Annotated in this window: 16 protein-coding genes; 7 read left to right on the plus strand and 9 right to left on the minus strand. The window is 70.2% G+C overall.

From position 1 onward, the window contains the following. Positions 1–108: 108 nt before the first annotated feature. Positions 109–4,611, minus strand: coding sequence for a lamin tail domain-containing protein (locus tag FMP39_RS26390; protein ID WP_194858571.1), 4,503 nt, complete (start codon positions 4,609–4,611; stop codon positions 109–111). Between the two features lie 295 nt (positions 4,612–4,906). On the opposite strand from FMP39_RS26390, the gene FMP39_RS26395 reads away from it, so the two are divergent. After that, positions 4,907–5,758, plus strand: coding sequence for a RimK family alpha-L-glutamate ligase (locus tag FMP39_RS26395; protein ID WP_186817960.1), 852 nt, complete (start codon positions 4,907–4,909; stop codon positions 5,756–5,758). 7 nt (positions 5,759–5,765) lie between these two features. On the opposite strand, the gene FMP39_RS26400 is transcribed toward FMP39_RS26395, so the two are convergent. After that, the gene (locus FMP39_RS26400) at positions 5,766–7,190 is read right to left on the minus strand and encodes an esterase family protein (protein WP_141592933.1); all 1,425 of its coding nucleotides are present in this window, start codon (positions 7,188–7,190) and stop codon (positions 5,766–5,768) included. A gap of 225 nt (positions 7,191–7,415) precedes the next feature. On the opposite strand from FMP39_RS26400, the gene FMP39_RS26405 reads away from it, so the two are divergent. Then, a complete protein-coding gene (locus FMP39_RS26405) occupies positions 7,416–7,910 on the plus strand; it encodes an FHA domain-containing protein (RefSeq protein ID WP_228558354.1) in 495 nt (164 codons plus the stop codon). A gap of 43 nt (positions 7,911–7,953) precedes the next feature. On the opposite strand, the gene FMP39_RS26410 is transcribed toward FMP39_RS26405, so the two are convergent. From FMP39_RS26410 to FMP39_RS26420, 3 genes are all read right to left on the minus strand, one after another. Further along, the gene (locus FMP39_RS26410) at positions 7,954–9,444 is read right to left on the minus strand and encodes a serine/threonine-protein kinase (protein ID WP_141592935.1); all 1,491 of its coding nucleotides are present in this window, start codon (positions 9,442–9,444) and stop codon (positions 7,954–7,956) included. A 126-nt stretch (positions 9,445–9,570) separates the two neighbouring features. Further along, on the minus strand, positions 9,571–10,362 hold the full coding sequence (locus FMP39_RS26415; RefSeq protein WP_141592936.1) for a MopE-related protein: 792 nt from the start codon (positions 10,360–10,362) through the stop codon (positions 9,571–9,573). 5 nt (positions 10,363–10,367) lie between these two features. Next, positions 10,368–11,645: a hypothetical protein gene (locus FMP39_RS26420; protein WP_141592937.1), complete on the minus strand. Its 1,278-nt coding sequence runs from the start codon at positions 11,643–11,645 to the stop codon at positions 10,368–10,370. A gap of 128 nt (positions 11,646–11,773) precedes the next feature. Between FMP39_RS26420 and FMP39_RS26425 the strand changes: the two genes are divergently transcribed. From FMP39_RS26425 to FMP39_RS26445, 5 genes are all read left to right on the plus strand, one after another. After that, complete coding sequence (locus FMP39_RS26425; protein WP_140860638.1) at positions 11,774–12,214, plus strand: host attachment protein; 441 nt, start codon at positions 11,774–11,776, stop codon at positions 12,212–12,214. Between the two features lie 97 nt (positions 12,215–12,311). Next, complete coding sequence (locus FMP39_RS26430) at positions 12,312–14,207, plus strand: methyl-accepting chemotaxis protein (RefSeq protein WP_141592938.1); 1,896 nt, start codon at positions 12,312–12,314, stop codon at positions 14,205–14,207. A 10-nt stretch (positions 14,208–14,217) separates the two neighbouring features. Further along, positions 14,218–14,817: an HAD family phosphatase gene (locus FMP39_RS26435; RefSeq protein ID WP_141592939.1), complete on the plus strand. Its 600-nt coding sequence runs from the start codon at positions 14,218–14,220 to the stop codon at positions 14,815–14,817. Beyond that, positions 14,814–15,638, plus strand: a complete 825-nt coding sequence (locus FMP39_RS26440; protein WP_141592940.1) for a glycosyltransferase family 2 protein — start codon at positions 14,814–14,816, stop codon at positions 15,636–15,638. The genes FMP39_RS26435 and FMP39_RS26440 overlap by 4 nt, the downstream gene beginning before the upstream one ends. Before the next feature lie 38 nt (positions 15,639–15,676). Continuing rightward, a complete protein-coding gene (locus FMP39_RS26445; RefSeq protein ID WP_141592941.1) occupies positions 15,677–16,270 on the plus strand; it encodes a hypothetical protein in 594 nt (197 codons plus the stop codon). Positions 16,271–16,287: 17 nt separating this feature from the next. On the opposite strand, the gene FMP39_RS26450 is transcribed toward FMP39_RS26445, so the two are convergent. The 4 genes from FMP39_RS26450 to FMP39_RS26465 all read right to left on the minus strand — a co-directional run bounded on the left by FMP39_RS26450 (position 16,288) and on the right by FMP39_RS26465 (position 22,031). Next, positions 16,288–16,935 (minus strand): glutathione S-transferase family protein, encoded by a 648-nt coding sequence (locus tag FMP39_RS26450; RefSeq protein ID WP_141592942.1) that lies wholly within the window; start codon positions 16,933–16,935, stop codon positions 16,288–16,290. A 51-nt stretch (positions 16,936–16,986) separates the two neighbouring features. Further along, positions 16,987–17,586, minus strand: a complete 600-nt coding sequence (locus tag FMP39_RS26455; protein ID WP_011550994.1) for an adenylate/guanylate cyclase domain-containing protein — start codon at positions 17,584–17,586, stop codon at positions 16,987–16,989. A gap of 497 nt (positions 17,587–18,083) precedes the next feature. Further along, positions 18,084–19,823, minus strand: coding sequence for a serine/threonine-protein kinase (locus tag FMP39_RS26460; protein WP_141592943.1), 1,740 nt, complete (start codon positions 19,821–19,823; stop codon positions 18,084–18,086). 129 nt (positions 19,824–19,952) lie between these two features. Then, entirely contained in the window at positions 19,953–22,031 is a 2,079-nt protein-coding gene (locus FMP39_RS26465) for a S46 family peptidase (RefSeq protein WP_141592944.1), read from the minus strand. Positions 22,032–22,135 lie beyond the last annotated feature (104 nt).

The following is a 22,135-nucleotide window of genomic DNA, read 5'->3' on the forward strand; positions in this document are numbered from 1 at the left end:
GCCCAGCTCAAAATGAAACGGGCGGAACCCCATGTCAGGGTTCCGCCCGCTTGAAACCTTACGGAGACAGGGCCGGCACTTCAGCCCTGTCCCCTTGATGCCTGGCGGCTACGGCTGCTCCGCCGGGCTCTGCGAGTTCTGCGGCTGACGCGCGGTGCGGACGATGAAGTCGCTCCCGTTGTCGTCCATGTCATGGCCGTTGCCAGCCAGGGCATCGGCGCCGCCCTCCGCCATGGTCTCCGCAGTGGAGTTCGGACGCGCCTTGCGCTCGAGGCTGCCACCCGCGCCCGGGTGGGCGGGGGCCGCGCTGCCTTCGGGCTGGTTCGCCGTGCCGTAGCCCACCTTATCCACCGTGTTTGGGTCATCCAGGTTGTCCGCCTTGAGGTTCGGGCCGATGCGGACATGGCCGCCACCCGACGCCGAGGCCGACATGTCGAAGGGGTATCCCACGTCCTTCGCGACCGTCCCGGTGTAGCCCGAGTTGTGCGCGAGGAGCAGGTAGCCGTAGGCCTTGATGACCGTGCCGTCCGGGATATCCACCGAACCGGAGTAGTTCGACGTGCTCGCCGCGCTCTTGTACTGGACCTTCCAGCCGTTCAGCGTGATGTCCGCGCCCGTCGGGTTGTACAGCTCGATGAACTCATCGTTCTGAGCCGTCGCGCCGCGCGCGGAGATTTCACTGATGACGATATGGCCGACGGCGGGCCGGTCCGCGATGGTGATGTCCACCCCGCGGGTGACGCCCGCGTAGGACGCAATCAGCCGCCCCTGGGCGTCCTCGTCGCCCGCGGTGAACGTCACGGTGCCCGTCGTCTGGCCTTCCGCGATGCTCACCGTCGAGCTCGACAGCTCACCCATGCCCGTGGCCGGCTCCAGCGCCACGTCCACCGTGATGCCACCCGCAGGAGCCCGACGGTCCAGCGCCACCGTGAAGACCTGCTGCGTGCCGAAGTAGACGGTGGCCACCGACGGCGTCACCGCGCTGAGCGCGGGCGGAGGCGGAAGCACCGTGAGCTCGGTGGTCTGGGTGATGCCGTACAGCGAGGCGTACACCGTGCCCGTGCCCTCGCCCTGCGCGTCCGCCGTGAAGGTGAAGGTCACCTCCGTGGCGCCCGCCGGAATCGTGGCCGAGGCCGGCACCGTGCCGTAGTTCTGCACGCCCGCCCCCGGCACCACCGCCAGCTCAACAACCGTGTCCTGCGCGGCCGGACGGTCCACCGTCAGGGTGAACGTCTGCGTCCCGCCCGCCGGAATCGTCACCGCCGAGGACGGCGACAGGGCCGTCAGCCGCGGCGCATTCTGGTCCAGCGTCACGGTGGCGCTCGCGCTGGTCGCGCCGATGCTCGCCGTCACCGTGCCGGGCTCGGTGGCCGTGGCCGCCGCGTCCGTGATGAAGGAGAACACGGCCTCCGTGGCGTTCTCCGTCACGGTGAGCGTGCCGTTCGCCGGAACGAAGGTGCCGAAGCCCGTCGCCGGATTCACGCTCAGCGCCACGGTGGCGTTGGCGGGCGCCGGACGGTCCAGCTGCACGGTGAAGACCACCTCGCCGCCGGGCACCATCGTCACGTCACCCGGGGTGACGCCTACCACCTCGGGCTGCTCGTCGGCACCCAGCACCCGGATGGTGGTCGTCTGCGTGGAGCCGCCCAGCGTGGCCGTCAGCGTCACGCTCTGCGCGGGCGCCACCGCGTTCACCTGCACCGTCGCGGACGTCTGACCCGCGGGGATGGTGATGCGGCCGTCCTGCACGCTCAGCGCGCTCTCGTTGGAGGAGATGATGACGACGTCGAGCGCCTCCGCGTAGGCGGACGACAGCGTCAGCGTCAGCGCCTGCGGGAAGGTGTTCACCGGGCCCGTGCCACCCACGCGCGCGTAACCGTTCGGACCGAAGCCTGTCAGCGACGGCGGCGGCAGCGGCATGTCCGCCTGGAAGCGCGGCACCAGCTTGGAGTCATTGAAGTTGTACGTCAGCACGCCGCGCAGCGCGCCGAAGCGCGTGCCAATGGACGGGACCGGGAAGGCATAGGCCTGGTCGTCAACCATCAGACCCGGCTGACCGGCGTCACCCGCCTCGTTCACCAGGAACTGGCCGAACTCGTCCACCCCCGTGTTGACCGCCACGTCGCGGACCTCCACGAGCACGCCTTCCAGCGCGGCGGCACGCGGGCCACCGGTGCGGATGTCCGCCGTCGTGACCACCACCGGCGCGGGAACCTCGTTGCCGGAGCTGCGCTTGACGTACTTGACCTCGGTCAGCTCGGGCAGGCCGAAGTAGACGGTCAGCACGCCCGTGGTGATGTCGATGCGATCACCCGCGGCGAGGTCGCCCTTGGGCGAGTACACGTAGAGACCGGAGTTATCCACGCTCGTGCCCGAAGGCAGCGGATACGTCTGCACCCAGTAGCCCTGGGAGCTCGCGCCGCCCTTCACCACACCGGTGACGACGACGTCCAGGATGGACACCGGCTTGCCCACCAGCGGCAGGCTGCCGCCCACGGGCGTCTTCAGCTCGTGAATGGTGGCGGGGCAGCCCAGGTCGCCCGGGTTCGGAACGCTGGAGCACGCGTCACACGCATCACCCTTGCCGTCGCCGTCCGCGTCCGCCTGGTCCGGGTTGGCAACGAACGGGCAGTTGTCCTGCCACGTCACGATGCCGTCGTGGTCATCGTCGCCCACGGTGAACGACGTGCAGGCGTCACCCGCCTCCAGCGGGCACGGGTCGCACGCGTCGCCAATCCCGTCGCCATCCGAGTCCGCCTGCTTGCCATTGTCCATGGGGCGGATGGGGTTGAAGATGGCAGGGCAGTTGTCGACGGAGTCCACCAGCCCGTCCCCGTCCTTGTCCGCGGCGCGAACCTCACCGGTGTAGCTGGTGGAGTTGTTCACGACGGCCGGCCAGCGCGAGTCCAGCGAGGCACGGCGGGGCGAGCACGTCGGCTCGTTCTCCGGCGTACCGCACGCGAACAGCGGGTACTTCGCCGTGGCGCCCGACGTCAGCGCCGCCAGGTTCTTGCCAATCTCGGACTGGAGGCAGACTTCCTTCGAGGCGCCGCACACGTCCAGCGTGTCGCAGGTGTCCGCGCCGCGGAGCCCGGCCATCAGCGCCTGGTCACCGTAGAGCGCCTTGCCACCCCGCATCGTGAGCACCACGTGCTCGGGGTTCGAGGTGATGACCGCGCGGTGCGGCGAGCGAGTGAAGGTCCGCAGCTGGAAGATGGCCAGGTCGGCCACCTTGCCCTCGGCGATGCGGCCCGTCTTCTCGAACGTGTCCACCAGGTCCGACGCGTTCGACGTCACCATGCGCCAGAGGTCCTGGTCGCTGAAGGTCCGCGCGTAGTGCGAGGTGTTGAGGTAGTCCGCGCACTGGAGCTCGCGCAGCAGGTTCATGGAACCGGAGCGCAGCCAGTCGGTGCCCAGCGCGATGGTGACGCCCTGGTTCTTGTAGGCCGACACCATGGCCGTGTCGCCGTACAGCGAGATGTTCGAGCGGGGCGACCAGATGAGGCCGGTGCCGTTCTCCGCCATGACGCGGATTTCCTTCGCCGTCAGGCCGATGCCGTGGATGACGGCGGTGCGCGGCTGCATCACGTTGTTCGGGCCCGTGGACAGGCAGAGGAACTCGTTGAGCGCCGCGGTGGAGATGCCCTCGGAGACGTGCGGCAGGTACGCGGCCGAACGCGGCAGCGAGCTCGTCGTCGGCATCGAGCCGTAACCACAGCCCGACGCAATCATGTTGCCGCTGGTGTCACCCAGCGGGAAGGTGTCGGAGTTCACCACACCCTCGCCCAGACCCTCCTGGAGCGCGGTGTTGTTCACGTCCACGTTGCGCAGCAGACCGGCCTGGCCACCCGCGCCCGCCATGGAGGTGGCGCCCGCCATCATCTGCCGCAGCTCGCCCCAGCGAACGTTGTCCGCGGCGCTGGCCGCGGGGCTGTTAATGCGCGTGTGGCCGTTGCGGCCCGTGCGCCACTCGTGGCGGTGCTCGTAGCGCTCCTCGGTGCCGACGTACGGCTCCATCGGATACGTGATGTGCTCGTGCGGATTCACCAGGCCCGGGGAGATGACACCACCGGGGCAGGACACCTGCGTGGCCTCGGCGGCGCCCGCCGCGGCGGAGCAGTCACAGGCGGCGCACTGGATGATGCCCTGTGCATCCACCAGCACCTGGCCGCCCACCAGCGTCTCGCCGTCCTTCAGCACCACGCCCGTGAAGAGGCGCGCGGCGGAGCCCTGCTGCGTCACCGCGCAGGTGGCGCCGTCGGGAAGCGCGGGCGCGTTGGCCGCGGGGCATTGGGTCAGCGTCAGCGAGCAGTCCGCCTGACAGCCATCACCATCCGCCGTGTTGCCGTCGTCACAGACCTCTTCGCCTTCCAGCTGGCCGTTGCCACATACCGCGGCCGGCGCGGGCGTCCGCGTACAGTCGGACTCACAGCCGTCGCCGTCCACCTTGTTGCCGTCATCGCACTGCTCGCCCTGCTCCACGGTGTTGTTGCCGCAGACCGCTTGCGGGTTGCAGCTCGCACCCTCACAGCCAGGCTCGTCGCCGCATCCGGCGTGGAAGAGGAGGACCGCGCCTAGCGCGGCGAGTAATAAACGTGGGGACATTCGCATCTCGTGGGTCTCCCGGCGGAGCCGGCCGGAGGGAAGGTGACAGGTCCTTGGCACGCGAAGAGCGTACCCCTTGAAACATTTCAGCGACACCTGACCGCACAGGTCCAGTTCCCAAGCGTCCGCGCACGCGAATGTGCCGTGGAGTACGCCGCTCACCTCACCTCAAGTACGGGGTGTTCAACGCCTACCTGTCGGACTGGCCCGCACCCTGCTCTTGACGCACCGCGAGGGCCCTGCGCGCGGGTGCCCCACGCGCTACAAGCCGCCGCACGTTTCAACACCGGGAGCCCACGTCATGGACGTCGCCGTCCTCACCTTCGAAGGCTTGCCTCAACTCGATGCCTTTGACGCATCGCTGCTGCCCGCGCTCGCGGCCCTGGGCGTGGAGGCCCGGCCCGTCGTCTGGGATGACCCGGCCATGGACTGGAAGACGGTGCGGCTGGCCCTGGTGCGCAACACGTGGGACAGCCACCTGCGCCGCGACGCCTTCGTCGCCTGGGCGGACAAGGTGGGCCGCCTCACGCAGCTCCACAATCCCGCGCCCGTGCTGCGCTGGAACACGCACAAGCACTACCTGCGTGAACTGGAGGAGAAGGGCGTGTTGGTGACGCCCACCACCTGGGTGCGCAGGGGCGACACGCTCGATGTGGGCGAGCTGGCGCTCAGGCACGGCTGGGACGCGGTGGTGCTCAAGCCCGCCGTGTCCGCGGGAGCGCTCAAGACGCACGTCTTCCCGCGCGCGGAGGCCCACGCCGCCACCGCCCGGCTGGCCGAGCTGACCCGCGAGGGCGACGTCATGGTGCAGCCCTACCTCACCGCCTTCGAAACGGAGGGCGAGCGCAGCTACGTCTTCTTCGACGGCGTCCTCAGCCACGCGGTGCGCCGGCCCCCCACGCTGCTGGACGCGCCGCGCGGCTTCTCCGAGCCCACCGCCTTCACGCCCGAGGACGCAGCCGAGCTGCGGCTGGCGGAGTCCGTGCTGGAAGCGGTGGGACGTCCCCTGCTCTACGCCCGCGTGGACGTGGCCACCGACAACGCGGGCCAGTCGCGGCTGCAAGAGCTGGAGGCCACCGAGCCGCGCCTGTTCCTGTCGCTCGACGCGGGGGCCGCGGACCGGCTGGCCCGCGCCATCGTCGCGAAGCTGTGAGGCCGGACTACAGGCCGCACACCGCCGGGGCCGCGTTGCGGAAGTGGCACAGCAGCTTCGGCAAGCGCCGCTTCCAGAAGGCCCAGTCGTGCTCGGCGCCGGGCTCGTTCCAGTGGGCCACGTCGTAGCCGCGGCCGCGCAGCGCCTCCACGAACTGCAGGTTGGACTGGCAGTCGTCCCCACCCTCCTCGCCGTCCCGCGTGCAGCCCGCCACCGGCGAGCCGTGGTCCACGTAGAAGCGCACCGGCACCACCGGCTCCTGGCTCGCGCGGACAATCATCGCGTTGCCGTCGTCGCGGTCCACCACGCCGTCATGAGGCCAGAACAGCGTGCCGGACTGGGAGCCCACGAAGCCGAACGTCTCCGGCATCTGGAAACCCGCGTACACGGAGATGAGGCCGCCCAGCGACGCGCCGGCGATGCCCGTCTCCTGCGGGCCCGTCTTCACGCGGTAGGACGCCTCCACGCGCGGCATCAGGTCGTCGCGGATGAAGGCCAGGTAGTCATCCCCGCGCGGCGTGGGCCAGCCCGGCGCGCGCGCGGGCGGGAAGGTGTACTGCGCCAGACGCACGGACTGGTCCGGCAGCGCCACGAAGACGAGCACCGCCGAGTCCGCCGGCCGCGCCGCGTAGTGCGTGTCCGCCGCTTCCGCGAAGGACTCGCGCGTCAGGCTCTCGTTGCCGTCGTGGAGGTACATCACCGGCAGGGACGGGCACTCCGGCCCGTCATACGCCGCCGGCGTGTAGACGAAGACGTCGCGCGCATCCCCCAACACCGTGGCGGGCACGCCGTACCACGCGGTGAGCCGGCCCTTCGCGGCGTCCTGGAGCTCCGGGTAGATGAGCGAGTTGAACTGCCCCACGTCGTGCCGGTTGAAGTCGTCCCACGCGACGTGGCGCGCGCCCGGGTCCGCGATGAAGTCGCCGTCCTTCACCAGCTTGTAGGGCTGCGGGCCGGTGCGCGGCACCTCCACCTCCGCCACGTACAGGTCGGTGTCCCGCACCTGCACCAGCGGCGTGGCCGTGGCGGACCAGCCGTTGAAGTCGCCGGCGACGAAGGTGTCCCGGCCGGCCTCGCCTCGCACGAAGAAGGCCACGCGAGGACGACCCGCCTTGACGTCACTCACCAGGGGCCGGCCGCCCTGCTCCTCCACCTCCGCCACGAAGCGGTCGATGGCCTCCGTGCGCTGCGCGGAGGACGTGGCGCGGCTCATCTCCAGTTGCAGCCGGGTGAGCAGCCTCATGGGCGCGTTGTGCACCGTCGTGCTCCGCTGGCAGGCCCAGGGCTCCTGGGTGCCCGCGTCCGGGCGCGTGCCGGCATCCGGGTACGTCTCCGTGGAGGGAGGCTGCGGCGTGGGAGGCGGTGGGGAATCGTCTTCACAAGCCGCCAGCACGACGGCGGCGCAGAACACGGCGGCGAGCAGGCGACGCATCGAATCTTCCAGGAGGCGGGGATGCCTTGTCCGGGGGACAGGAGGCGGTCGCGGGTGTACTACAGGGGTCGGCCCGGGCGCGAGTGGGGCATCCCACCCGCATCTGGCCATTCGTTGACATCCCCTGGCCCCCCACGCGCACCTTCTCGGGCCGCGACGGGGGAGGAAGGTTATTCAACCCGCATGGCTCGCGCACTGCTGCTCTCGCTGCTCGTGAGGCAGCACATGGCTCTCAAAGAGAAGTTTCGCGCCAAGTACCCACACCCGTGGCTGGTGTGGGAGGCGGGCGCTTGGAATGTCCCCGAAGTGGTGGAGGGCAACGTGGCCGCCACGCGGCTGCCGCTGACGGACCTGCGGGACTGCCTGCCCGCTGGAGACGCCCTGTGCTTCGAACTGGTGGGCCAGACGGACGGCAGCCCGCTGCGGCTGGGCCGGGCCTCGAACAACGCGCTGGTCGTCAATGACGCCACCGTGTCGCGCGAGCAGTTCCACCTGTCCCCCACCCTGGAAGGACGCTGGACGGTGACGCGCGTGGCCGCTTCCCGGACGGTGACGCTGGGCGGCACGGCCCTGGAGCCGGAGCAGCCCACCGTGCTCCAGCCCGGCGTGCAGCTTCACGTGGGTGACGTGCGTCTCACCTTCCACGAGGCGGAGGACTTCGACGAGCGCATTGGCCGCATCGCCGCCCAGGTGCTCGCCCAGACGGCGCCGCCCCGCTGAGTGGGCGCAGGCCCCGCCTCCCAGGGCGGGGCCACCGCGACACCTAGTGCGCGACAGGGCGCTCGCGGCTCTTCTTGCCTGTGTCGCGCTGCGTCCCGGCCGCGGGCTTCTGCCGGGGCGAAGGCAGCGCCTTCACCAGCGGCACCTCCAGCTCGGCGTGCTTGTCCAGGTCCACCATCCGCTCCAGCGGGGCATAGCCGGCCAGCTCCACGCGCAGGCGCAGCGGCGCGGACTCACCGGACACCTGCTTCACCAGCGGCGTCACGCCCAGCAGCTCGCCCGTGTCCAGGCGCAGCACCTGCGCGCCCTCCGGGAAGGAGCGCACCGTGAGCGTGACGGGCGGAAGCAGCTGGGGCGCGGCGGCGGGCCGGCCCACGACTTCGGCCACCTGAGCCACTGGGGCCTCGGCGGGGGCGGGCTCCGGCTGCATGCCGGACCAGGTGACCACCGCGGCCACCACCACCAACGCCGCCGTCCCCACCGACACCACCGCCCGGCGGTGCCAGCGCCCCGTCACCGCCACCCGCACCTTGTGCGTGGGCCGCTCGGAGGCCTCCAGCGCCAGCTCGGCGGGCGCGGGCGTCAGCGCCTGGGCGGACGCGGGCAACAGGAGGAGCGCCGTCGTCACCTCCGCCAGGCTCTGCGGCCGGGCCTCGGGCTCCTTCGACAGGCAGCGCATCACCAGCTCCGCCAGCTGCGGCGGCACGGGCTCGCCGGACGGCAGGTGCGAGGGCAACGGCGGCGGCGGCTGGGTGATGATCTGCACCACCAGATGGCCGAAGGCCGGCGCCTGGAAGGGCGGCTTGCCGGAGATGAGCTCGTAGAGGATGTTGCCCACCGCGTAGATGTCGGAGCGCGCATCCACCGGAAGGCCCGCGGCCTGCTCCGGCGCCATGTACGCGGGCGTCCCGATGATGGTTCCGTCCACCGTCCCGGTGGTGCCCCCCTCGGCGGTGAGCAGCTTCGCCACACCGAAGTCCAACACCTTCACGAAGTCTGGCTGGCCCGCGCGGTGGATGACAAAGAGGTTGTCCGGCTTCACGTCCCGGTGCACCACGCCCACCTGATGGGCCGCGCCGAGCGCCGCGCACACCTGCACCACGAAGCGCTGGATGCGCGCCAGCGTCAGCGGCTCCGCCTGCGCCAGCGAGCTCAGGCTCTGTCCGCGCAGCAGCTCCATCACGCAGTAGACGTGCCCGCCCGTCGCGCTCTCGTCGACGAAGTCGAAAATCTCCACGATGTGCTCGTGGTTGATTTGATTGACGGTGCGAGCCTCCTGGAAGAAGCGCCGCACGAAGCCGCCGTCCCGCGCGTGCTCCGGCCGCAGGACCTTGAGCGCCACCTGGCGCCCCAGCCGCGTGTGCCGCGCCTGGAACACCCGGCCCATGGACCCTTCGCCCAGGAGCTGCTCCAGCTGGTAGTTCCCCAGCGTGGAGCCCTCCTGGAGCTCGTCACTGGCTCGGGGCTCCGCGTCACTCACGGGGGCCTCGGCACTGGACTGCAGGGTCTGCATGAAGGCGTCATCGGAGCCCATGATGAGAAGAAATTTCCATGTCCGAGGCAAACAGCAACCCTGGATCTGCACTCTGTCTTCCCAGGGACGCCACCCACCCTCGGTGAGTGCGGGATGGCGGACATTGACGCACGGGAGCCGATTTCATCACAGACAGACTCCGTTCGCCTGGCAGCGCGGATAATTGTTTTCGCCATCCGACCTGAGGGGCCCGCACTGCGTTTCCGTGGGGCAGTCCGCGCGGTCCGCGCAGTCCACCAAGCCATCCCCGTCATCATCCTCGCCGTTGGTGCAGCTCGCCTCCGTCTTCGAGCCTCCCTCGCACACGCACTCCGGACCACACGACTGGCCGTCGCAGTCCGCGCGGTCCTGGCAATCCGTGAAGCCGTCCCCGTCGTCGTCCTGACTGTTGGCGCAGTCCCGCTCCTGACGGCGCACACACTCGCCATTCACGCAGTCCTGGAGGAAGGAACAATCGTTGTTGCAGGCGCCGCAGTGGCCCGGGTCCGTCTTCAGGTCGAAGTCCTCGTCCGCTGTCCCGTCGCAGTCATCATCCAGGCCATTGCAGATTTCAGTGCCGGGCAGCACCTGCCCCACACATGCGATGCTCATCTCCCGGGTGCAGATGGACTCACCGGCGTGACAGAGACCCACGTCGCGTGTGCCTTCCGGCCCCGTATAGCAGGCGGTCTCCAGGTTATCGACCAAGCCGTCGCAGTCGTCATCCAGCCCGTTGCAGACTTCCGCGGGGTCCGGCAGGCAGCAGTACCGCGGCCCGTTGTCCGGCAGGGACGTGCAGACGTAGCCGTCACCGCCGCAGTCGGCGGTCTCCGTGCACGTGTAGGGCACGTCGTCCGGGAAATTCACCGTACAGCCCACCGCGCCCGCGACGAGCAACAGGCCACACCACACGCGCAGCCGGGATTCGAAGGTCTTCATAGGCTCTAGAAACTCCCGCCGACCATGATGTGCAGGGACGAGGAGGCGCCACCGCCGCTTCCGGGCGCCACGGACGTCGATGCGGGCGCGCTGCGCGCGGGCACCAGCACCAGCCACGCCACGCTGCCCGCCGTCACCGCGCCTCCGCCCACCAGCAGCGCCGTGGCCAGATTGGCCTGGGACTGCGCGTCCAGCCGCTCCTTGCGAGTGACGTCGAACATGCCGTCCCCATCCGCGTCACCCCCGCGCTTCTCCACGTCCTTGGCGGCCATGCCCATCACCACACCCGCCCCCACCGCGGCCAGTCCCACCAGCGCGGTGTAGAGCGCGGGCCGCTTGAAGAGGGACTTGCGAGGCGCCTTCTGGGAAGACGCCACGCCGACCACGGAATCATCGGGAGGTCCATCCGGCGCCGGACCGGAAATCTCCAGCATGACGTCCACGGTCTCGCGCGCGCCGGGCATGAGGTCCAGGGTGCGCGTCTGGGTGCCGTACTCGTCCGCGGACACCTCCACCACCACCGCGCCGGGCGCCTGGCGCACCTCCACGCTGCCCACGCCCACGATGCGCTCGCCCACCTTCACCACCGACTGCGGCACGTTGACGTTCACCGTCAGCATCGCGCGCGGCCGGGCCAACGCCGCCAGGCGCTTGGACAGCATCGCGGCGGCTTCGTTCACGAAGTCCTCGTCGCGCGGGTTGCGCCCCGTCACGAAGTCCTCGTGCACCACGCGGAGGTCCCTGTCGTAGGTCCACGTCCGCAGCGTCCAGCCCGCATCCTCCAAAGACAGACGCGCGGTGGTCAGCAGGTCCGCGTCCAGCAACTCCGCGGGCTCGGCGAAGCACGCGGCCTCCGCGCAGCGCACCGCCGCGTCGTGGCCCTCCGCCAGCCGCTCACGCGTCTCCACCAGGTCCGACGCCTGCGCCACCATGGCGGAGGACAGCGCCCCGCTCGCCAGGGCCTCCAACCAACTCGACGCCTGCTGCGCCCCCGCGCGCTCCGTCGCGTACAGCCCCACCAACGCGAAGCGAGGCAGGAGGTCCGCGTTGGGATTGCTGGGACGCAGGTCCAACCCCATGTCCATTCCCTGCTGTTCGGCGGGGGCGTCCGAGGTGAGGTCCAGGCCCAGCCCACCCTGTTCCTGAGCCCACGAGGGAGCAGCCAGCAGCGCGAGCGCCAGCAGGGCAGTGACGGGAGCAACGGAAATACGCATGGCTCCCTCTTGTATCGCGACGCTCCGCGCAACGGAATGCGGCGCCCGGGGCGCCCCCAGTCCCCGCAAAACCCGTCAACGACGCGCGGCCTGGCTGCCTGCCCTGCGCTCGGCGTGCGTGCGGCTCGTCTGGGGAAGCTTGCCTTGGCCCGGAGGGGTCCGCATCTCCCACTCTATAGCGCAAGGAGACGCACGACATGGCGAATGGGACGCTCTGGATTCTGGTGGGGAACGCAAGCCGGGCCCGCCTCTTCGCGACGGACGCGAAGGCGGAAGAGGACTGGCGGCTGGTGGAGGAGTTCCACCACGACGAGAGTCGGGCCCGTCAGGCAGAGCTGATTGAGCAGGCGGACAACCCCAATGCCGGCACCCTGCACGGCCCGCCGGCGGAGAACGAGCCCAATGGACGAAGGGAGCTGGAGCACGACCGCTTCGCCCGCGAGCTGTCCGTGTTCCTGGACAAGGCACATGACCGGCACGACTTCGACAAGCTGGTCATCGCCGCGCCGCCGGGATTCCTGGGGAGGATTCGCCGCTTGCTGAGCGCCCGGGTCCGGCAGCGCGTCCTCCTGGACGTGGACTCGGACTACTCCAACGTCCCGGCGAAGGAGCTGCCCAACCGGGTGCCTGTCATCTGAGCAGGCAGGCGCGGGGGTGCCCTGGAGACGCGGGGCTCTGGTATAGGACGAGGGCCGACCTTTCTGGGAGGCCCCCGCACGCTGCCCGCCGCGCCACATGGCCCTTTCTCTTCCTGGAACCAAGTCCCTTCGTGGACGCCTCACGCTCTACGCGACGCTGCTGTCGGTCGTCCCGCTGCTGACGCTGACCTGGCTCCATGCCCGCAGCGCGCGGCAGGTGATGGAAGAGCAGATTCACGCATCGCTGCTGAGCGAGGCCGAAGGCGTGAAGGACCTGCTGGAGTCGACGCTGGCCGAACGGGAGGCGAGCGCCCGCGGCTGGGCCGAGGACCCCGCGGTCCGTGCCGCGCTGCGAGGTGACGTGTCGCCCGCCGACGCCATGCTCGGCGTGCTCCAGAGCCGCTACCTCACCCTCAACGGCATCGTCATCTTCGACGACACCGGCCGCGCCATCTCCGCCAACACCCCTGCCCTGCGCGACGAATACCTGCGCCGGCAGGACGAGGTGCGGCGCAGCCCCTGGTTCACGGAGGCCCAGCAGGGGCGCACCAGCAGCGAGGGCATCACCGAGGAGCACCCCATCTTCACCGGCCACGTGCTGTCGCTGGCCTTCCCGGTGCTGGACCCCATCTCCAAGCACCGGATGGGCGTGCTGCTGGCCGCCTTCGACTGGGCGCACGTGGACCAGCTGGTGCAGCCGGCGCTGGCCCGTGCCCATCAGCGCGCCCTGAAGAGCTTCGCGATCACCCTCCAGCGGCCGGACGGCACGCTGCTGTACGACTCGCGCGGCGCGAACGCCCAGGGGAACGACACGCTGCTGGCCGTCACGGCCGTCAACGGCACGGACGTGCGCGACGTGGCAGACGGCTGGCACTTCGTGGCGCGCGTGGACCCGGCGGAGGCCTACGCCCCGGTGGTGCGCGTGAACCGGGTGGCGCTGCTGATGGCGGTGTGCTTCATCGTGCTGGCCGTCGTGGGCGCGTGGCTGCTGTCGCACCGCATCTCCGGTCCCGTGCTGGCCCTGCGCGCGGCGGTGACGCGGCTGGTGAGCGAGGGCGACCTCACGCAGACGCTGGACGTGAAGGCCGGCAACGACGAGGTGGGCGAGCTGGCTGGCGCCTTCGGCCTGCTGGTGTTCCAGTTGCGGGAGACGGCGCAGAGCCTGCACACCGGCACGCGCGTGCTCAGTGAGACGGTGGCGGAGCTGCAGACGGCGTCGACGCAGCAGGAGCGCAACGTGGCCCGTCAGGCCGCGGCCCTCCAGCAGACGCAGGTGACGGCGCAGGAAATCAAGCAGACGTCGATGCTGGCCTCGGAGAAGGCGGAGGACGTGCTCAATCGCGCCTCCGTGGCCGAAGAGGTGGGGCGCGCGGGCGAAGGGGCCATCCGGGACAGCCTGGGCGGCTTCTCTGAAATCCTGTCCCAGGCCGAGCAGATGACGGAGCGCATCGCCCAGCTCAACGAGCGCACGCAGCAGATTGGCGGAATCACCCAGACAGTGAAGGACCTGGCGGACCAGTCCAACATGCTGGCGCTCAACGCCGCCATCGAGTCCGTCCGCTCCGGCGAGCACGGCAAGGGCTTTGGCGTGGTGGCGCGCGAGATTCGCAGCCTGGCGGACCAGTCCATCCAGGCCACGGACCGGGTGCGCGAAATCCTGGGCGATTTGAGCAGCGCCATCCTCTCCACCGCGAAGATGACGGAGCAGGGCTACACGCATATGGAGAACGGCCTGGAGCAGGTGCGCGGCACCGGAGAGCGGCTGAAGGAGCTGGCCGCCATCATCCAGGACAACGCCACCGCGGTGCGGCAGATTGCCGGCGCGGTGAGCCAGCAGAACGCGGGCATCGCCCAGATTTTCAGCGCGGTCACGGACCTGTCCTCCATGATGAACGACACCCAGGAGAGCCTGTCGGCCACCACCCGGGCGGCGAAGCTGCTCCAGGATGTGTCCGAGCAGATGCAGGACGTGGCCCGCGCTTATCGCATCTGAAGGAGCATGCATGGCGCAGGTGAAGGCAGTGCTGCTGGACCTGGGCAACGTCCTCGTCTTCCACGACAACACCCTGCTCTTCTCCCGGCTGGGCGCCCGCGCGGGCCTGGAGGCCGCGGAGGTGGCCCGGCGGCTGACGGGCGCGGGGTGGACGGACGCCAACCGGGGCGTGCTGGGCGCGGAGGGCATCCGCCAGGACGTTTGCCGCGCGCTGGACGTGGACCTGCCCATGGCGGAGTTCGCCTCGCTGTGGAGCAGCCACTTCACGCGGCATGATGCCGTGCTGCCGCGCATCGAGTCGCTGGTGGGCCGGGTGCACCTGGGGCTGGTGTCCAACACCAACGCGCTGCACGTCGCCTACCTGCGTCCGCTGCTGCCGGTGCTCCAGCGCTTCGACAGCGTGGTGATGAGCTGCGAGGTGGGCCACGTGAAGCCGGAGCCGGACATCTTCCGGCTCGCGCTGGCGGGCGTGGGCTGCGCCCCGGAGGAGGCCGTCTTCTTCGACGACCTGGCCGAGTTCGTCCAGGCCGCCGAGGCCGTGGGAATTCAAGGCCGGCTCTTCACCACCGCTGACGCCTTCGACGCGCAGCTCAAGGCCCTGGGTCTATGAAGCTGGGCGGCTACGTCCTCCACCGGAACAACCGGGACACGTTGGAGCCGTGCCTGCACGGGCTGCTGGCGCTCTGCGATGACGTGGTGGCGCTGGACTCCGGGGCCACGGATGGCTCGGCGGAGCTGGTGCGTTCGCTGGGCGCGCGCTCCGTGCCCCATGCATGGCGAGGCTACGGCGCCGCGCGCGAGGCCGCGGTGAACGCCCTGGCGCCCTGTGACTACGTCTTCTTCCTCGACTCGGACGAGCTGCTGGGCCCCGAGGCGGTGGAGACACTGCGCGCTTGGAAGACCTCGTCGCCCACGGAGGCCGTGTACCGGCTGCCCCGCCGCGACTGGGCCGAGCTGGGGACGCACCGCTTCCGCTACCGCACGCAGTGGCGGGCGCGGCTGGTGCGCCGGGACAAGGCCGTGTGGCGGCCGGAGCAGATTGTCCATGAGGCCCTGCCGAAGCTGGCGGGCGGACGCGTCCGCGCCTTCATCGAGCACCGCTTCGCCACGTCGGTGGAGTTCCGCGCGCAGAAGGAGGACCGCTATGCCTTGCTGTGGGCCCTGCGCGCCCATGCCGAGCAGCGCGGCCTCAAGCCCGTGGGCGTGCAGCGCCTGGCGTCCTGGGCGCGCGACTGTCTGCTGAAGGGCGCGCTGTGGCGCGGCGGCGCGGAGGCCTCCCGCCTGGCATGGGCGGTGGCGGGCTACCACGCCACGAAGTACGCGTACCTGCGCGAGCTGCGCCAGGGCCGCTACCCGGAGCTGGTGCAGCTCTACGCGGAAGGCCGCTACGACGCGCTGTTCGCGCGCGTGCGCGACGGCGCGCTGAGCTGACGGCCATGACCAAAGCGTGACGAAATGACCGCACCGCCATGGCCCTGGCGGTGCGCGGGTTCCCTACGGTGGCGTCCTCTCCTCGACGTCCTCCGAAAGGTCTGCTCGTGATGTCCCCTTCCCGTCTCCCCCGGCTGTCGATGTGGGCGGCTTGCTCCGCCCTGGGCCTGCTCGGCGCGTGCACCAGCGTGAACACCGCCCCCGCTGCCGCGTCGCTGTCCGTGCGTGAGCTGAACATCGTCGACGAGCACGGACAGGCGCGCATCCGCATCGCGGCGCCCATGCCCGACCCCAAGGGCCTCAAGCGCGCGGTGAAGGCCTACGGCATCCAGTTCATGAATGCGTCCGGGCAGGAGGTCGGCGGGCTCGGGATGCTCGACAGCATCGGCATCAACGGCCTCTGCTTCGACAGCGAGGAAGGCTACGAGGCGATGTGCATGGGGCTCATCCAGGGCAAGCCCAACATCACCTTCCGGCACGACTGGAAGGAGCGCATCGTCATCGGCGTGGAGGAGGGCGTGGCGAGCATCGTCCTGCATGATGCGAAGGGCACGCCCCACCTGAAGCTCGCGGTGGACAAGGACGGCGCCACCCGGGTCGAAGAGGTGAAGCCGGCCCCCGCGAGCAAGTAGCGCGCTGGGAGGAGGGCTCAGTCGTACTTCGGGATGCCGGGCTCGCTCCGCCCTTCCTCGGTCCACTTCTGGAGCGCGGGCAGCGCGAGCACCGCGTCGCGGTAGGCCGCGCTCACCGCGTCCAGCGCCACGTCATAGGTGACGAAGCGGGTGACGACGGGCGCGTAGAAGGCGTCCGCGATGGAGAAGCGGCCGAAGAGGAAGGGCCCTCCCTGGCCGAAGCGCCCGCGACAGTCATTCCAGAGGGCCTGGACGCGGGCGATGTCCTCCGCCACACCGGGCGCACGGCCCTTGCCCGGGCTGCGCGCGCGCAGGTTCATGTTCATGTGCTGCCGGAGCGCGCCGAAGCCGGAGTGCATCTCCGCGGTGACGGCGCGGGCCACCGCGCGAGCCGCCATGTCCTGGGGCCACAGCTGGGCCTGGGGGAAGGCCTCCGCCAGGTACTCACAGATGGCCAGCGAGTCCCAGATGGTCAGGTCGCCGTGCTGGAGCACCGGCACGCGCTTGCTGGGGGAGTACCGGGCAATCCGGTCCTCGGTGTCCGGAACAGCCAGCGGAATCACCACCTCCTGGAAGGGCTGTCCCGTGTGGGCCAGCGCGAGGTAGGGCCGCAGGGACCAGGATGAGTAGTTCTTCGAACCGACGACGAGTGTGAGCTGGGGCATGGGGCGGCCTCTATAACGCCGCTCGCCCAGGCCCGCCCGCGCTTGTGCGCGTCAGTTCGCCGCGCTCCGGCGCCCCCAGAAGGAACGCATGCGCGACAGCAGCGGCATCCGGCGGCGGTGCTCGGGCGGGTCGATGCGGTAGACGGCCACGGGCAACCGGATGTTCTTCATCTCACCACGGCCCAGGCGAACCGGCGGTGAAGCCAGGCGGCCTTCCACCTGACGCGCCACCGTCTCGCTGACATAGAGCGTGCCAGGGCGTGCCAGCGCCTCGATGCGCGCGGCCAGGTTGACGCCTTCTCCAAACACGTCCCCGTCGCGGTGGACCACCATCCCCAGGTGGACACCCACGCGCAAGATGACCCGGCGCTCGGCGGACACGTCTCCGTTGCGGGCGTCCAGGACGCGCTGCAATTCCAGACCGAAGTCCACCGCCGAGGGGCCTCCCTCGAACTCCAGGAGGAAGCCATCCTCCAGCCGCTTCACCTCGCGCCCTCCATGGCGCGGCAACAACTCACGGACGAGCAGCGCATGCTCATCCCGCATGTCGTTCTGGAGCGATTCGTCACGCCATGAGAGCCCATCAGGGCCTTCAATGCCCGTGAAGAGAATCGCCGATAGTTTCCCGGGTTCTGGAGCCTCCACCACCATCGCGCATCTCCCCTTTCCCCCCGGCACTGTCAGCGATGCTACATCACACAGGGCCCCCGGTCCCAGCCGAGCCCCCCTCTCGGCTGGAACCGGGCCCTGGACGGCCGTCCGCCCCGGGGGGACGCGGCCGCACACGGTGGGTCCACCGGCGATGACAGGCTCCCCCCGAGGGCCCCTTGCCCTCCCTGTGCCCGCATACGCTCGGTGTTGGACATGACATGAACCAGCGTGTCAGTCCTCATCAGGATACGTCTTCCCTGACGCGCCGCACCAACGCCCTGCTGCGTCCTGTCAGGGCGTGTCGGGCCTCGAACTCAGCAGGTCGGGTTCGGTCCGAGTCCTGACAGGGCACGGCCCCACGGTCCTGTCAGGCTGTGACGCCCGCGAGACCATCCTGCTGGCCAGGAGGCTCGGCTGGTCGCCCGAGGGGCGAGGCACGGCCTGGAGCTCGAGGCCCTCTCGGTCATCGCGCCTGACGCCTCCACGTAAGGAGGACGCTACTCCGCGCCAGCAGCGGGCGCGGCGTGCTTTCGGGACGCCTCCGCGCGTGGATCCGGCCGTGGCCACACGGCGAAGGCCACGGCGGCGACGAGCGCCACCATCATCGCCACCGTGAGCGGCGTCAGCTTCCGCTTCGGCTGGGCGGCGAGCACACCTGGCGAGGCGGACTGGGCCACGCCCGCCTTCGAGCGCAGCAACACGGTCGACCCCACCGCGTCCGCGCCTGGCGAGGGCGGCCCATTCCGGGCAGCGACCGGCGCGGAGGGGCCTCCTGCCACGGGCGCCCGCGCGATGGGCGCGGGGACCACCTTCGGTGACGCGGCACCCGCCTGCGCGCCCCCTGCTGGCGGACGTACGGGTGGAGCGTCAGCGCCGCGCGGCAACGGAGCAGGCGCGAGGGGTTTCTCGGGCCCCCGAGACGCCGACACGCCTCCGTCTGGCACCTGGGCCCCGGCCACAGCGCCGTCCCGAGGCGTCGGCTTCCGGGCGCTCGGCCCTGGAGGCGCAGCCGAGGGCGGCCTCGCCACGGGCGAACGGGCGATGGGCGCGGGCACGACGTCCGCGGGCGCCACGACGGGCCGAGGCGGGGGCGCCTCCATCTCCGGCAAGGGCATCGCCTCGGCGATGGTCGCGGCGTCGTGGGACGGAGCCACCGCGGGCACCGGCGCGGACAGGCTGACCGTCTCCGACTCCCGGAAGGGCGGGTTCGCGTCCGGAGGATTCTCGTCGACGTCTTCATCCTCCGTCCCGCGTCCCGAGCGCCGGCCGGGCACCGTCTCCGGCTTCGACTCCGGAGCCAGCTCCACCGCGAGCCGCGGCGTGGTCAGCGGCGTGAGCATTGGCACCTCGCCCATCGTCTGGAGCGCGCGCCCCGTCAGCGCGAAGATGAAGCTGGCCACGTCCGGGAAGCGGTCCTCCGGGCGCTTCTCCAACGACTTCTCCACCGCCGCGATGACGTGGTCCGGCAGGTCCGGCACCAGCGCCTCCAGGGGCTCCGGCGGATCATAGACGATGCGGTAGATGAGCTCCGGAAGGTTGCCGTTGTCCCGGAACGGAAGCCGGCGCGCCAGCATCTCGTAGACGAGGCACCCGAAGGCGAAGATGTCCGTGCGCGGGTCCACCTCGCCGTTCTTCCCGGTGGCCTGCTCGGGCGCCATGTACTGCGGCGTGCCCAGGAGGATGCCGCCCTGCGTGTGCACGCTCTGCGAGTCGATGACCTTGGAGATGCCGAAGTCGAGCAACTTCACGTGCTCCATCATCACGCCGCCCACCTCGGTGGGCACGAGGAACACGTTGCCCGGCTTGAGGTCGCGGTGGACGATGCCCGCGCGGTGCGCGGCCTGGAGCGCCGAGCCCATCTGGCGCGCGCAGGAGAACACCTCCTCCAGCGTCATCGGGCCCTTGCGCAGCCTGCGCGACAGCGGCAGGCCGCGCAGGCACTCCATCACCATGTAGGGCGAGCCATCCTCGAGGCTGTCGAAGTCGAGCACCTCGACGATGTTGGGATGCCCCAGCTTCGAGGCAATCTCCGCCTCGCGCCGGAAGCGCACGAAGGCCTCGGCCCCCATGCCCGCGTCGTGGCGCAGCACCTTGATGGCCACCTGCCGTCCGCGCAGCCGCAGGTGGTTGGCCAGGAAGACGGTCCCCATGCCACCTCGGCCGAGGACGCCTGCAATCTCATAGGTCTCCCTCAGCACCGTGCCGAGGGGAATGTCATTGGGTTTGGAGGGAGCCATGAGTAACCGGTTTTCAGCTTTGAACCGGATTCTATCCTGCTCCCTCTGACATGCCTTGGCCACTGCGGCCAAGGCGTTCAGAAAGCCCAAATCCAATCCACAAGACCTCTCAGGTCTTGAGAACCGCGACTACTTCGCGGGCACGACCGCGGCGTCGCTGGCCGTGCGCAGCTCGTCTACCACGCGCCTGGCCCCGTAGACGTGCTCCAGGCCCGCCAGGATGCCCTCTCCGTGCACGGCGACCGCACGGTTCGTCTCAGGGACGTAGGCATAGCGCCCCCCCAGCGAGTGCAGGTTCCCATCGAAGATGAGCCCCACCACGCGCCCGTCGCGGTCCACCAGGGGCGAGCCGGAGTTGCCGCCGATGATGTCGTTGGTGGTGGCCACGTCGAACGGCGTCTGGGGCGGCACCTTGCCGCGCGCCTTCAGCCAGGTGTCCGGGAGCTTGTACGGCTCCTTGCCGGTGTGCCGCTCATACGCGCCGCCAAAGGTGGTGAGCGCGGCCACGGGGCGGCCATTCTCATCCCAGCCCTTCACCTGCCCAGCGTTGAGGCGGAGGGTGAAGGTGGCGTCCGGATAACCGGAGGTGCCGTACACCGCGAGGTGCGCCTTGGCGATGCGCTCGCCGTTGCGCTTGAGCACCGCCTCCACGGTGTCCTCGTAGCGCTTGCGCGCCGCGCGGGCCTCCGCGTCCACCTTGCGCGCGAAGAGAATCATCGGGTCCTTGGAGGCCTCCACCGCCGCCTTGCCGCCCTTGAGCAGCGCGGCGCGCACCTTCACGTCCCGCAGCTTCGTGCCACGCACCAGGGTGCGCGCCAGGTCGGCGGGCGCCTCGCGTCCGAGCACCAATTGGACGAAGGGGTCATCCGCGCCCAGCGTCTCGCGCACGCGGGTGAGGCCGAACGTCAGCAGCGCCTGGTCCAGCTCGGGCGTCACCGGCGCGTCGCGCAGGAGCTGCTGCTCCAGCGTGGGGAGCTGGGACTGGGTGTACTCGCGCAGCCGCTCCGCGTTGGGCCGCTCCTTCTCCTCGGCCACGCGCACCAGGTGCCGGGCCATGCGGAAGAGCTCGGAGGGATAGGCGTCCCCGGCCTCCTTCATGCGGTAGTCGGGCAGCATGCGGCGGTACGCATCCAACGCCTGGGTGATTTCGTCCCACGCGCCGTCGGTGGCGGCCTTCACCTGCGCGTTGGCGTCCACCTTCTGGCGCAGCGCCGCCTCATCCTGACGCTTGCCGGCCAGCAGCGCCGGGTCCGCCAGCGACTGGTGCCGCCCGCGCAGGGCCTTCAGCCCGTTCTCCACGCCGCGCAGCATGGACCGCGTGGTGCGGTAGCGCTCCGCCGACCCCCCGGCGTACTCGCGCAGCATGCCCCGCAGCTCGGCGAGCTGGAGCAACGTGTACGGCAGGTTGACGTCGCGCTGGAACTCCAGCTCGGCGACGGTCGCCTTGCGCTCGGTGCCACCCGGGTGGCCGGAGACGAAGACGAGGTCACCCTCCTTCGCGCCCTGCTTCGCCCACGGCAGGAAGTGCGGGCTCTTCGCGGGCGCATTGTCCTGCCACACGCGCAGGAAGGCCGCGTCGAAGCCGAAGCGCGGGAAGTTGAAGTTGTCCGGGTCACCGCCAAAGGCGGCCATGGAGAACTCGGGCGCGAAGACGAGCCGCACGTCCTGGAAGCGACGGTACTTGTACAGGTGATACTTGCCGCCGTTGAAGAGCGTCACCACGTCACAGCGCACGTCTCCGGACGTGGCGCAGGCGGCCTCCACCGCGGCCGTCTCCTTCTTCAACGCGGTGTTGAAGGCCGCGCCGGTGAGGCCCTTCGTCGCCGCGTTCATCTTCGCGGTGACGTCCGTCATCTCCACCAGCTGGTTGGCCTCCACCTTCGGGCAGCGCAGCTCCTGCGCGGCGCTCGACGCGTAGAAGCCCTTGGCCAGCAGGTCCTTCTTCGGCGAGGACAGGTCCTCGATGCAGCCGCGGATGCAGTGGTGATTGGTCATCACCAGGCCCTCTGGCGACACGAAGCTGGCGGAGCAGCCGCCGGCCAGTCTCACCGAGCCGAGCCGGACGTGGTCCAGCCACGCCTGCGTGGGCGTGAAGCCGTAGGCATTGTTCACCGTGTCGGAGGGAAAGGCGTCGTAGGTCCACATTCCCTCGTCCGCCGAGGCGGGGAGGGACAGGAGCAGGCCGAGTGCGAGCAGTCTGCGATCCACGTGCGGGCGTCCTTCTGTCATGACTGGGAGTGGGGGTTGCCGGTTCTGAACGTGATGGCCGGCGCGCGTCAACCCCCGAGCGGAGGGTGCATTCCCCACGGGTA

It is taken from the genome of Myxococcus sp. AB056, from assembly GCF_006547365.1.
Taxonomy (GTDB): domain Bacteria; phylum Myxococcota; class Myxococcia; order Myxococcales; family Myxococcaceae; genus Myxococcus; species Myxococcus virescens.

Bases quoted from the DNA above. Each gene is read 5' to 3' on its own strand.
- FMP39_RS26410 (WP_141592935.1), bottom strand. From the start codon at position 9,444: ATGGGCTCCGATGACGCCTTCATGCAGACCCTGCAGTCCAGTGCCGAG.
- FMP39_RS26425 (WP_140860638.1), top strand. From the start codon at position 11,774: ATGGCGAATGGGACGCTCTGGATTCTGGTGGGGAACGCAAGCCGGGCC.
- FMP39_RS26390 (WP_194858571.1), bottom strand. From the start codon at position 4,611: ATGCGAATGTCCCCACGTTTATTACTCGCCGCGCTAGGCGCGGTCCTC.
- FMP39_RS26415 (WP_141592936.1), bottom strand. From the start codon at position 10,362: ATGAAGACCTTCGAATCCCGGCTGCGCGTGTGGTGTGGCCTGTTGCTC.
- FMP39_RS26400 (WP_141592933.1), bottom strand. From the start codon at position 7,190: ATGCGTCGCCTGCTCGCCGCCGTGTTCTGCGCCGCCGTCGTGCTGGCG.
- FMP39_RS26405 (WP_228558354.1), top strand. From the start codon at position 7,416: ATGGCTCTCAAAGAGAAGTTTCGCGCCAAGTACCCACACCCGTGGCTG.
- FMP39_RS26435 (WP_141592939.1), top strand. From the start codon at position 14,218: ATGGCGCAGGTGAAGGCAGTGCTGCTGGACCTGGGCAACGTCCTCGTC.
- FMP39_RS26455 (WP_011550994.1), bottom strand. From the start codon at position 17,586: ATGGTGGTGGAGGCTCCAGAACCCGGGAAACTATCGGCGATTCTCTTC.
- FMP39_RS26395 (WP_186817960.1), top strand. From the start codon at position 4,907: ATGGACGTCGCCGTCCTCACCTTCGAAGGCTTGCCTCAACTCGATGCC.
- FMP39_RS26460 (WP_141592943.1), bottom strand. From the start codon at position 19,823: ATGGCTCCCTCCAAACCCAATGACATTCCCCTCGGCACGGTGCTGAGG.
- FMP39_RS26450 (WP_141592942.1), bottom strand. From the start codon at position 16,935: ATGCCCCAGCTCACACTCGTCGTCGGTTCGAAGAACTACTCATCCTGG.
- FMP39_RS26445 (WP_141592941.1), top strand. From the start codon at position 15,677: ATGGCCCTGGCGGTGCGCGGGTTCCCTACGGTGGCGTCCTCTCCTCGA.
- FMP39_RS26440 (WP_141592940.1), top strand. From the start codon at position 14,814: ATGAAGCTGGGCGGCTACGTCCTCCACCGGAACAACCGGGACACGTTG.
- FMP39_RS26430 (WP_141592938.1), top strand. From the start codon at position 12,312: ATGGCCCTTTCTCTTCCTGGAACCAAGTCCCTTCGTGGACGCCTCACG.